At 53.0% G+C, this 12,776-nt stretch carries 5 protein-coding genes; all 5 read right to left on the bottom strand.

Features of this window, described 5'->3' with window-relative positions; translation table 11 throughout:
* Positions 1 to 36: 36 nt before the first annotated feature.
* Genes EFB02_RS06900 through EFB02_RS06880 form a run of 5 tightly spaced genes read right to left on the bottom strand, consistent with a single transcriptional unit; the run spans position 37 to position 12,456 of the window.
* On the bottom strand, positions 37 to 1,488 hold the full coding sequence (locus tag EFB02_RS06900) for a serine/threonine-protein kinase (RefSeq protein ID WP_160115391.1): 1,452 nt from the start codon (positions 1,486 to 1,488) through the stop codon (positions 37 to 39).
* Positions 1,469 to 4,357, bottom strand: coding sequence for a transglutaminaseTgpA domain-containing protein (locus tag EFB02_RS06895; RefSeq protein ID WP_122820856.1), 2,889 nt, complete (start codon positions 4,355 to 4,357; stop codon positions 1,469 to 1,471). The genes EFB02_RS06900 and EFB02_RS06895 overlap by 20 nt, the downstream gene beginning before the upstream one ends.
* A complete protein-coding gene (locus tag EFB02_RS06890) occupies positions 4,354 to 5,604 on the bottom strand; it encodes a DUF58 domain-containing protein (protein ID WP_122820855.1) in 1,251 nt (416 codons plus the stop codon). Before EFB02_RS06890 ends, EFB02_RS06895 begins: the two co-directional genes overlap by 4 nt.
* A gap of 4 nt (positions 5,605 to 5,608) precedes the next feature.
* Positions 5,609 to 6,577 (bottom strand): AAA family ATPase, encoded by a 969-nt coding sequence (locus EFB02_RS06885; protein WP_122820854.1) that lies wholly within the window; start codon positions 6,575 to 6,577, stop codon positions 5,609 to 5,611.
* Positions 6,574 to 12,456: an Ig-like domain-containing protein gene (locus EFB02_RS06880; protein WP_147471050.1), complete on the bottom strand. Its 5,883-nt coding sequence runs from the start codon at positions 12,454 to 12,456 to the stop codon at positions 6,574 to 6,576. Before EFB02_RS06880 ends, EFB02_RS06885 begins: the two co-directional genes overlap by 4 nt.
* Positions 12,457 to 12,776 lie beyond the last annotated feature (320 nt).

Below are 12,776 nucleotides of genomic sequence, written 5' to 3'. Positions count from 1 at the left end.
GTTTCCTCCATTACCAACCGGAAATTTTGCATTCTCCTATTGGCACCAGTCTACCCCAGGCGAAGTTTTTCCATCCAAGCTAACCGCAAAAACTTTTACGCACCATTTCACCCCTTGGGGCTTGAGCTTTATTGTCGGTTCGGTGACCGTATAACTGCCCGCGTCTTTGCCATCCTGAAGCACTTGCACTTGATAAGAGGCGGGAGCATCACCCTCGCCCGGTTTCCAAGTCAAATCAATTTGTCCATCTGCGGACGGTTTTCCTTCCAGGGAGGTGACTGCAGACGCTTCCACCACCATGCCATCATCAGTGGAGGCGGTAATTAGAGGTTCACTAGAACTGGGGGCACTTTTAACTGAGCTAGAACCGGTCTTGAAATAGTGAGCCACGCCGGCGGCAGTCCCAGCTACCAACACAAAGACTCCAATCAAGGCCAATAAAATTTGTCGCCACCCCAGCCGAGAATCTGGTAAGAGGGAACGCGAAAGCGCCACGCTCGAGCGACTCCCCACAATCAGGGGACTATCCGCCCGCCCACTATCTTCTTCCGCTAGCGCGGGCTGTGAACCGGAGGCACTCTTTAGTCGAGTAGCATCTGGATCAGTGGATACCTGCGCCAAAGTAGGATTAGCGCTCGCAACATCCATACTGGTAACCGGATGGTTCAGTCGGGACTGTACTTCCTGTAACAATTGCCCAAATTGGGCGGAACTTTCGGGGCGATCCTCCGGATCAGGCTGCAACGCCCAGACCAGAATTTCACGGAGTGGCGGGATCAACTGGGGAGCATCGAGTCGGGGAGCGGTATGTAAAATCCGCTGGGTCAAAGCCGATACCGAGTTATCTCCACCGGGAACCTCAAAAGGACTCCGTCCGATAAGCAGCGAATGCATGGTAGCCGCCAGGGAATATATGTCGCTAGCAGCTCGAGCCAGAGAATTCTCATCGTGTTGTTCCGGAGGCGCCCAGGGTACGGAAAGCCCTAAAACATCGCGATGAGCCAGCGGTTTTCCCAGCGGTAACGCTAGACCAAAATCAGAGAGCACCGGGGTGGAAAATTCAGAAATCAATACGTTTGCGGGTTTCACATCCCGGTGAGCCAGGCCTGCACGGTGCACAGTTTCCAGTGCTCCGGCCAAACGTATCGTAATGTCCAGAGCCTCCTTGAGAGGAAGCGGCCGACGGCGAACCCGCTGCGACAAGTTCGTCACCGGACAGTACTGTAATACTAGGTAGGGGCGAGCATCGGGCAGTTTCCCCGTCTGATAAAGCGAGAGAATCGCCGGGTGTGCACAGGTAGCAGCCAGGGCATCCGCCTCGGTAGTAAAAACTTGCCGTCCCTCTCTGCTGCCCAGTTCCCTCAGGACTTTGACCGCCACTTGGCGCTGGGGACGTTTTTGGTCGTAAAGGTAAACATCAGCAAAACCGCCCCTTCCCAGCAAAGTTTTTACACTATATCCGGGAATTTTAGGGGGTATCTGTACCATGGTTATCCCCTTTCCGCAGGCGCGTTTCATCTATAGTAGTCGGTGAAACGGACTGGCGGGTGTAATCTAGTGGATCCTGATTTTCTCCGTGGCTGTTCCGCGGATTAGGTGGAGGAGGCGGCAAAAGCGGGGAAACCGCCGGTTTCCGTAAACGAGTTGCATCCCAATCCCCTGAGGAAGACTCCCCGGGCAAAGCAGAAGAGTGCGGTTCTTGCACTTTAGGAGGCTGTAACCCTTGCGCCAGTCGCTGCGGATTTCGCAAATGGGCAACTTCCGTTGCCTCATCGGCTTTGTCCAATCCAGCTTCTAGCGCCAGCTCCTCCCCTAGTTTCCGGCTAACCGCTCCTGGCTGCTTAGCAACCACTGCCATTTTCCCCTCGGAAGATTCCAAGGATTTCGCCAAATGCGTACCGTCACTAAAATCTATTCCCGCCTGCGGGAGCCCCACTTTTCCTAGGCGCGTAGCATCTGAAAATACCCCATCTACGGCTGCCGTGACCGGAGCGCTTTCACTGCGCATTGGAGCCAAGGGCGTGCGCAGCTGCCGATATTCCTGCTGGGTAAGTCCCAGGGACAAGCTGGGTAGCGAAATCTCTTTGCGCGGGATCAGAACCTTCTCCATACCCGGGATAATAAGGAGGTTTTTAGCGAAACTACTGCGAATAAAACGGCTGTAAAGCGATGAGGGACGAATTGCGGCAACTATAGTTTTAGCTTTACCAGCTGCCGCTCTCCAGGTATCGGTTAGCTGTTTAACCAGTCCCCAAGCCCAATCGGAATCAATTTCGCTATCTAGACCCGGACTGTAATCCAGGTAATCCGCGATTCCGGCTAGTTCACGTGCTCCCGATTCAGCCGGCGCCTGTTTTATTCCACTCAGGTAGGTATCGATTATCCAAGCAGCTTCTTGGCGGGTAGCTCCTGCCGGGAGCCGCACCCCGCGATCACGGAAACGATCAACTATTTCTTCCCAGGCCCCCCGTAAACGTTTACCCGGATCTTTAGCTGTCCGCCTCCTGCGCGCACGATACCATTTAGCCCACAAAACTAGCAGAATCGGCGAAAGGAGCAGCAATAACCAGGAACCATATTTCGCAGCCACCACTAGCGCCGCCAGAATCTGCATACCGGTAGAAGTGTTATCGGCATGTGCCTGCTTTTCCACGTGTGGCAACACCGGCGGAGTGGCCGGCGGTGGAGGTGGCTGCAGCACTTGCGGTTTGGGCACAGACTTGGGCTGCGGCTGATCAGTACGCGGTACTCGTTCTCGCGGCGGCGTGGGATCAAAGGGTACCCAACCTACGTCTTTAAACTTCACTTCCACCCAGGCATGAACGTTATCGCCCTTAAGTTTTAGATTTCCCCCAGCTTTCTTATCAGCTGGATAGGCTCCTAGTACCACTCGCGCAGGCGCCCCGAATGCCCTGACCATTAGCGCCATAGCTACCGAATATTGTTCGTCGTCACCAATTAATTCTTTCCCTTGAAAAAATTGGCTCATCCGCGCCGCACGGTGTCCAGGACGAGAAAGCCCATCTGAGCCATCAGAGAAAAAACCTTGCCCTGATAAATAGGACTCCACATTACGCAGCTTTTGCAAAGGAGTAGTTGCCCGTGCGGTTAGCTGATTATTTAATTCGGTAATTTCGGTGGGAACCGCTACGTCTTTCCCCTGCGGGATGGGATCGAACTCCAGTCCTGAAATTCGCGAGTCACTGGGAATTCGATCTTTAACGAACCCTACCTGGTACGAAAGATTAGCTGGGGCAGCGGCAAAAGCCGAACGCAGCGAGGTCGAATAGTAAATAACTGGTTTAGGTCGGGAAATAACTTTTAGGGAATAGGCATCTCCCAACAGGGGCACCCAAGGTTGGTCATAGTTCACCAGTTTTACGGATGCGGTGCTATCAGCGGAAACCTGTTTGTCTAATATCGAATCAACCTGTACAAATTGTGCATTTAGCTGGGGGTCGATTTTAAAAACTGTACCGTCATAGGCATTCATAGTGGCAAAACGCATCCGGGTTCCCGCCGGATAGTTCTTGACCTCTGCGATGGTTTTATCTTTCCAATCCCGGGAAAGATGCCTAAAAGATGCCAAGGGGGAAATAAAATCTTCTAATTCTATTGGTGGTAGTACCTGGGTGCGCAGCACTTCCCGGTTTCCGCGTTCAGTTATACCTGCCAAAGATGCGGAGGCTAGGCAAATAACTACGGTGACCGCCACCATCGCCAGGGGGCGAGTATAACCATTTGTCTTCTTGACATCCGTTAAATTAACCCGGTGGGTACGTGCCTTGGAGACAGCACCGGTCACTAGGGCACACCAGAGCAGGGATATCAGAAAATAACCGGCTCCTGCCCAGCGTGCCGCCGGAACAACTTGAGCCCCCCAGGCAATCGCCACCACTAGGCAAATGGTCGCAGGTACCAGTGCCACCCAGGGACGCCGGGAAGCCGCTGCTAAACCTGCCAGCAGAGAGGTAATTAGGCAAGTAATTAGGGGAAGTACCGCTACTCCTCCAGCGGGAGTTAGAGGAAGTGTAGCGGTGAGGGCATCCCGCCAGCAGGTTACCGTAGAGGTCACTAATACTTGCAGACCGGGCAAGGTGGGGTAAAGTGTACGTCCCAACGGATCGGTAACCGCCAAGGTGGAGCCAAAAGCTAAAAATACCCCCAGTAACAAGGTAACAGTGGAGATTATTCCCAGACGCCAGCGGCGAACCACTAAAGCGATAAGCAACCCCAGGACGGCGCCTCCGCTTGCCGCTATTCCCCCGGTTAATCCCAGGAAGGGGAGGGCAAATAGCCAGCAGGGAACGATGAATAAACTAAGAGAACTCAGACAGATAAAATCGGATTTTTTCACGCCAGACTCGCCCCGCTCAATCCTCGGGGTAGCTGCGATAGCTCCCCAATATTCAGTAGCCTACGTGAACTTGCGCCCCGCCGAGTCAAAGTAGCACCCGCATCTGCGCGCACACCGGTGGTAGCCATATCAGCGGGAGGTATTAAACAGATTTGTTGCAGGCGACGTATGGATACTCCTGGCCCGCAAATCAGAGAACAAACCGAGGCTTGTGTCTCATGGGCTAGCGCCCAGCGAACCAGATGCCGATATTCCTGATCCTCCTCTTGTGGATGTACTTCAGTAAGAAAGTCCAGTACCGCTCGGGAGGTGACAGCTTTCAAGACAGTTTTGCCCGTATATAAGGTCAGGGGCTGCCCGCTAGACAGGGAGGAAACCGCCAGGGAGGCTACCGCCTCTACCGCGAGTTCGAAATCAGCTTCCCCATAGTTTTCGCGTTTCAAATCCAACACAATCAGATGGTGGGAGCGGCGGGTTTCTAGGTACTGCCGCATCATTAACTGACCGGTATGGGCTGACATTTTCCAGTGAATATGGCGACGATCATCGCCACTCTCATAGGGACGCAAAGCATGAAAAGCAGCATCGGAACTGGTTATTACCTGCGAAGTTACCCCCTCCATATCCCGGGTATACCCACTTAATGTTCCCAGCGCCGGAGTGAAGTTGGGATACACATACACCTCTTGGAAGTCCGTCCATGAACGCACTCGGCGAATCAGCCCCAGAATATCTTGACGCACCGTACGGGCTGGACCCACCATAATCTTTTCGCGCCGCCTAGTTTGCAGCTGAAAATCCCGGCTAAAACTTTTATCAGAACGCAAAGTTGGCAAGGCAATATCGGCTTGCTCAGTTCCCAGGGGTAGCTCTATTTTGAGGGCGCGCACTGCGCGACGCCCATTATTCTGGATGCTTGCTCGCCCAATTAAATCTTGCCCCTTTCGCAACCGGTCTTGTTCTACCCAAACCCTTACCGACAGGTCTCCCCCACCCCAGGTCTGCCCCACTGCGGATAACAGCGCCAATAAGGAAGCGAACATCACCGCACCAGCCTCTGCCCAATCCCAAAGCACCCAGGCAAACAGGCTGGCGAGCCCTCCTAGCAGGACTAACCACCCCAATCCGGTAAGCGGAATTTTGCGTAGCTCACCTAGATGGGGGATCGCCAGTGTCTGTTTCCGAGCCTTATTTCCGCTTTTCAGCACACTCTTTAAGGCGACCGCAATGCTTTCAGGAACTTTCATCACTCTAGGCCTGCGAATCCACTGGCGGGGGCACCTCGTTGAGCGCCCTCTCGACTACGCTTTGTGCACTCGCCCCTTCAAAGAGAGCATCGGCATCCATAATGATCCTATGCGCCCATACCGGAACAGCCAGGGTCTTTATATCATCCGGCAATACGTAGTGCCGCCCTTGGGAAGCAGCCCAGACTTTCGCCATCCGCATCATCCCGATGGCCGCCCGGGTAGAAACTCCCAGATTAACGGCATCATCAGAGCGAGTTGCTTCCGCCAGCTGCTGCACATACCGCGTAATCTGCTCATCTACATAGTTGCGTAGCCCCAACTCTCCCAAAGCCGTAATTTCTTCTGCCTTTACCACCGCATTTAAATCTTTAGACAGATCAGGTTGAGAAGCTCCCGACAATATCTTCACCGTGGTTTCTCGATCAGGATATCCCAGCGACACTTTAATCAAGAAGCGATCTAGCTGTGCTTCAGGAAGTTTATAGGTGCCCGCCTGTTCCACCGGGTTCTGGGTGGCTATCACCAGGAACGGCGAACCTACCGGATGCACTACCCCATCTACGCTAACCTGTCGTTCTTCCATCACTTCTAGCAGTGCCGACTGGGTTTTAGGGCTAGCACGGTTAATTTCATCCGCCAACACGATATTGGCGAAAATCGGACCGGCATGAAAATCCCACTGTTTGGTTTTCTGGTCATAGACGGTCACCCCGGTAATGTCAGTAGGCAACATATCGGGGGTGAACTGAATCCGACTATGGGAAGCGGTGACGGAGGCCGCAAGGGCACGAGCCAGGGCGGTTTTCCCGGTTCCTGGCGCATCCTCTAAAAGAACGTGTCCCCCTGCCAAGAAGGCCGCTAACACCAAACGCACCTGGTGCCCCTTACCAAGTATCGCCCGATCAACATTTTCGGCTATCTGCGCGAAACGAGCGGAAAAATCGGCGGCTTCTGTCTGTTTAAGGATCATAGAGCTATCTGCCTTTCGCTTTGCCGGGCAGGTAGCTCCCACCCGCTATGACTAGGTTTGCGGTTCTTATAGTTGTCGGAGGCTCTCCACCTGAATTGTAAGTTGGGTTCACGCCAGATGGGGAGGTTACCGCCGGTTAAAGCCTGTGGCTCTACCAACGGGATTAACTGCGGATATAACGGTTTTGACACCGGAATCAACGGATCAAGGATCAACCAATTATGCAGGTAAGAGACAGCTGATGCTGATTCAGTATCCGGAGAACCAGAGGGGGACGGGGCTGGGCTAGGTTCGGGAGTTACAACTTTTAGACTGTCTGAACTTACGGTGGTTCCCTCAGGTTTCAATTTGAGCTCGGCCTTGATTGTCCAGGTCTCTCCCGGATTTAAATTCTTAAGATTAATACTCCAACCGGATTGCCCAAGCGACTGAATGCTATATTGATCTTCCTTCAGTGTTGTGCCCCGCGATTCTTTCCCGGAAACAGCTAGCTCTACGTATTCGCTATTCCAGGTTTCTAAACCGCTAGCCCCAATTTTTATCACCGCACCGGTTGCCGATCTTTGGCTCTCCAGCTCTTGCATACTGATAATCTCGGGATTCTTTTGAGCCGGCAAATTCGCCTTTACCGAACCAGAGATTCCCTTATTGTACGTAAAATTGCAGCTGTACTTAACTTCCAAACCATTTTTTGCCCGCGGATTGGAAATTCTGAAGGTGTTGTCGCCAGCTACTGGTTTGCCATCAACGCTGTCGGCGACACACGTCCCACTATCGCCAGCAGGGGCTGCGACTCCAGTCAAAGTAACTGTGGCCAAGTCCCGTGTCGCACGCTCTAAGGTGGCAGATATCTTATCCGCATGGAATTTATTGAAGGTTTTAAAACTAGCGCCATCGCTCGGCCCGGGTTTGGTATTGACTGCGTAAACCGTGAATATATGAGATCCGCCAGGAAGCTCCGAAACCTCTAAAGTGGTACCTTTAACCTCCCTAGGACTGCCCTTATCTATGGTCACCACATAGTGATCTATGGGGGATCCTCCGTTAGTGCTAGCCGCATCCCATTTGAGGGTGGCAGTTCCGGCTTTACTACCGACGCTTCCTCGCAGATTTCCGGGAACACCGGGAGTAACCTCAACCGTTATCATCGGGGAAGGCCCCGAAGGCCGGGAATCCCCCACGCGGTTGGTGGCTATCACCGTAAAAGCATGCTTTTCCCCTGGCTCCAGGCCTGGAAAGTCAACTATGGTTGCCGTAGAGGAAACGGATTTGCCCGAAACCGAATCGGTAACTTTATAACTGGTAATCGGCGCCCCATTGCTTGCAGGAGCAACCCAGCTAATAGCGGCAGTGGTAGATTCTTTAACTACAGCTGTTACTGCGGTGGGAGCATCCGGTACCGTCACTACCCTAATCCGCGCAGTACCGGTTACTTGACGGTCAGGATCACCGGAGGCATCTTGCAGGGTATAGGACACCACCATATCGCCTTTAAAAGTTGCGGCCGGGGTAACATCGAGGCGCGTTCCCGAAGTGGAAGCCTGTCCGGATCCTTGTACCACACTGGGCGATCCCACGGTTTTCAAAGGCTTTCCGGGATAGGGATTAGTGGCGTAACGATTCAAATCGATACTGAGGGTCTTCCCGGACTCGCCCTCCAAATCAATCGCCGTTAGTTGAATTAGAGGACGGGTAGAGCTAACTACCCTCACCGGTATTTTTCCGGTAGTCGGCCCGGATGCATCTTCTAATGTGACTTCAATATTGCCCGCGTTACCCTTGGCTTTACCGGCATCCGCCGAAACCGAGAGCCTACTGCCATTTAGAGAGGCTTTAATCCCAGCCGGAACTGCCCCCAGGCGATAACGCATTTTGGCAGGGTCATCTCCATCTAGGTCGCTCACCATGTCTGCAAGATTAGTACTGATCCCCTCTTCACCAGCAGCTACGTCTAAGCGAGTGGGGGTGAAAATCGGAGGACGATTATTAGTAGATTTCACGTCTATTGGCAAGGTCAAAGAGGCGCTGAGAGCCGAAGAATCATTAGCTTTCCCGTCACTTACCTGCATTACCAGCGAGGTTTTTCCAAAAAATTCGGGGCTAATGGTTACTTGGAAGGAGTCATCTCCGGACATTTTCACTCCGCCAGCAAATCCCGCACCCAAGGTAATAGCTTTTTCGGAATGAATATGCGGGGTACGCGCTTTCCGAGTAACCACGTAAGAGGCTAGATCAACAGTCAGAGTTTCTCCGGATTGGGCTTTTATGGGCACGCTATCGGGGTCGATATAGGGTTTCTGCTCGGAAACCCCCGGTACATTAACTATGGCATTAGCGCTTAAACCATCCTGGTCAGTGACCTTATAGAGTACCAGTTGCCGCTTAGAAGGCGCCGGAATCACCAGCTTGGTTCCTCTTACAGTCACCCCTTTTTGCTGACAACTCACGGTCAAGGCAGCACCATCCCCATCGGGATCAATATCATTAGCGAGGACGTCTACCACAATCGGTTCGCCAACTTTCCTTCCCCCCTCTTTCGCGGTCACCAAGTCATCAGCGGCCTCGGGAGCCCGCAAAGGTGCATGGGGATCTACCTGCACCGTAGCAATCGAAGTATCCTGTCCTCCCCTCCCATCACTGATGGAATACTGAATCCCATAAGAGTCGGCTTTCTTCGGAGTAGTAAGCACTAGCGCATTTTGACGTGCAGAAACCTTCAAAGCATCCCGGGGGCTTTGCAGCGATTCTGCAATCAAATTCACCCCGTCACCATCAGGATCGGTATCGTTCGCGGTTACTGCTAGTGCGAGGGCGCGATTCGGCCTTACCCGTACTTCATCCGGATTAGCCTGCGGATTTTGGTTAAGGGCAGCGGCGGGAGCCACCCCTACCTGCACCCGGGCGGTTCCCTGTTTACCGAAGCGGTCTTCCACGATATAACTGAAAGTATCAGTCCCGATTTTCCCAGCTACTGGCTGATAATTGAGCCAACTAGGACCAATATCAACTACCCCCATCTTGGGCGCATCCGCGATTCCCACCAGGGAAACTGAATCACCATCGGGATCAATATTGGTTAGTTCCACCGGTATCCGGATAGTTTGCCCGGAAATTGCCCGACCAGTGACCACCCGCGGCTCGGGAGCTGCATTATCGGAGGCATTGGCCGGTTTTATCTCTACGCTTACCCGGGCACTGGCCTGATTTTGGTTAGTATCCGTCACCGTATAGGTAGCTTCATACTTGCCAGGTTTCTTCGCCAAGAAGCGTACCTGGTTTCCAGTGACAAAGAACTTCCCTGCCTCCGCCGGGGTTGAGGTTTGCAACTTGGGAGACAGTTTCAGGGTGAGCCCCACCGGAGAGCGGTCATTGGCCAGCACGTCCACGCTGGTTACATCCCCTGCGCGCCCTTTAGCCTCATCAGGTTTGGCGTTAGGGGGTGTAGTTGCCGACTGCGTCCTCATGGGGATAACGGTAACTACCCCTTCGGCGCTCTCATACCCGTTTGACACCTGGTATTTTAAGGTTTCCGCTTTGGTGATTCCCCGGGGAGCAGTGATATTTAACAGGGAGTGATCCATCACGGTCGCCCTTAGGGGCGAAGACTCCCCCACGGTTACCGCTTGGGTAACTAGCACTTCCCCAGCCGGGTCAGCATCATTGGCGAGTACATCGGTTAGTACCTGCCCACCAACGGGCAATACCGCCATATCGTCTTCTACTACCGGTTTCCCGCGTTTGCCCGCGGAAGTGACATCTACCCGGATAACCCCGGTAGCGGTAGCTGGTCCGTCAGACACGGTATAGGTCAAATAGTAGGTACCTTCTTGTTCACTCTTAAAAGATAAAGTTCCCCCTGCCAAATCGGGGGTAACCTGCGGCCCGGTTCGTTCGATATTGACTCCCGCTAATGTGAGGGGATCTCCATTTGCATCGGTGTCATTAGCCAAGGGACGGATACTGATAGTGCTTCCTGCCCGCGCAAACGCGATATCCCCGTTTGCCTCGGGTGGCACATTTCCGGCGGCACGCACATCTACTATCAACCGCCCGGTGATTTCGTCACGACCATCAGATACCAGTACTTTTATTTCTTTTTTTCCAACAGAGCCGCCCTGATTGCGGATTACCAGGGTGCCTTCCTGCCGATATTCGACTTGGTTCTCGCTACTGGCAGATACCCCGGTTAGGAACACCGGATCCCCATCTGGGTCAGTAAAAGAGGGCAGGGCGTTGTATTCTATCTGTTTACCCGATTCCACGACTACGGTAGGTACCCGCTTTTGGGTTGGAGCATTATTTTGCGACTCCGGGGAGACGTTTACAGTTACATTGGCGGTATCCACCCCGCCTCTACCATCTTTTGCCTGGTAGGTGAAGTTTATGGTTCCGGAGGCATCGGCGGGCAATTCGATCCGCAAGGCCGCTCCCCCGCGTACCGGTTTCACCTGACCGTGCCCTGCCTGTCCCACTACTTCGGCAGTCAGTAAATCCCCATCGGTATCAGAATCATTTTCCAGCACCGGTAAGGTAGTTATCTTTCCTGGCCGTGCCCCAAACACATCGTCCCTGGCTACGGGCGGCGTGTTTTCCTTTTGTCGATCTTTCTGCGCGATTTCTTCGGTCAGCTGGGGGGAATCTTCACGTTCTTCTTGTTTCGTTAACATGGTGGAGATTTCATTCCAGTTGTCTACCAGTTCCATGTTTCTGTCGGCTAACCATACCGCTCCATCAGCGGTGTCATTGAGTACCACTAAGTCACGGTTTTTACGGAACACCGGGTTTTGTGCAGTTTTTAGTCGCTGCAACTCTTGGGATGGTCGATAAACTTTCCCGGAACATTCCCGCACGAATTTTCCACTGCCTGCCCACGCCCCATAAACGCACTGGGCTTTCACCATCGGGCGTGCGGGAGTGCCGCTGCTACCCCCGGAGGGAATCTCTCTAGTTTCCCCACTGACGAGATCAACCTTTAGCATTTTATCTTGATCAGAAAGGAGCACGAAAGGTTTTCGGGGACCAGATTCTTGCAGCTTTAATTGCATACCCTGCAGTTTTATTCTTTTCCCACTGGGCAAATAGAGGATTCCTTGATCGCTATCGAGGGAAACCACCTGGTCTCCTACCCCCGCTACCTCTAGTTTGGCGTTAAGCGGAATTTCGGGAATACTTACCCGTTCGTCCTTCCACAGTCTTCCTTCTTTATGCACTGTTATCAGCTGTTTTGTGGCAGCCGAGGCCAGGAAGAAGGTTCCATTTTCCCCACCTGCCAGTTGAGCACCCCGTAGGGAACGCACGCTAGCGTTAGCCCGGTTACGCTCTACCCCCAGCAGGTCTTTTCCGCTCCAAAGTAAACCAGCTTGGGGATCAAGAATCGCTAAGTTTTCCCCGGATTGAGCTATCTGTTGCCCTTTTGTCAGGGAGGAGGAGGTTTCCAGGCGTACTTTCTTGGGATCAATTTTGGCGGCTTCACTAGCGGCTTGATTCTGGAAATGTACGTTTTCACCCGCCTGGGTAACATCAAACTGTCCAGCTTTGGAGCGCAGGGCACCGTCCAGGGTACGCGCGGGGAAATTAAGGTGTCCGACCAGATGCTGGGATTGGTTAGTTACCCAAATTCCGCCGTCGTTGAGATCTACCTGGGCTTTAGTTATTCCCGGATGTTGCCATGCTAGATAGCAGATTACCAGGCTGAGGACAGTGAGCACTCCCAGCGTTGCTTTACGTATCCGATTACGCCTATTAGCGTTCTTTTCCCGACGCGCGCGGAAACTGGAGTACCCGGTAGAGGCGGTTTGGTATTGCGAGGAGCTGTTTCGCCCAGAGTTAGAGCGAGCCGAGTGGCGAAAGCCTCCTTTGCTTCCCCGCAACCTGACCAAAGCGAAATCCTCTTTTTATCTTTTAATCTTCCGCCGCCAACCCGGAGAAATATTTCCGCGCAGGAGGGGAATTTACCTGCATATATTTACCAATTCCTGAGTTTACTAAATTTCAGGACTTCTCCGCCGCTTTTAATCTATTTCTGTCCTGCAAGTATCATTTTCAGACTTTCCACTACCTATAGTGCGCTAGCGCACCAGACACCTCGGTGTGTACAGATCCGATTAACAGCGCCGGTTGCCGAGCGAAAATAAAATCTGCGGGAGGGCTTTTGCCCTCCCGCAGAAATATTTTTACTAGCAGATTGTCACCTTGTCAC

Origin of the sequence: Varibaculum vaginae (assembly GCF_900604285.1) — a bacterium.
GTDB lineage: Bacteria > Actinomycetota > Actinomycetes > Actinomycetales > Actinomycetaceae > Varibaculum > Varibaculum vaginae.
Note: the sequence above shows the minus strand (reverse complement) of the source record. Positions and strands in the feature narration are given on the sequence as shown.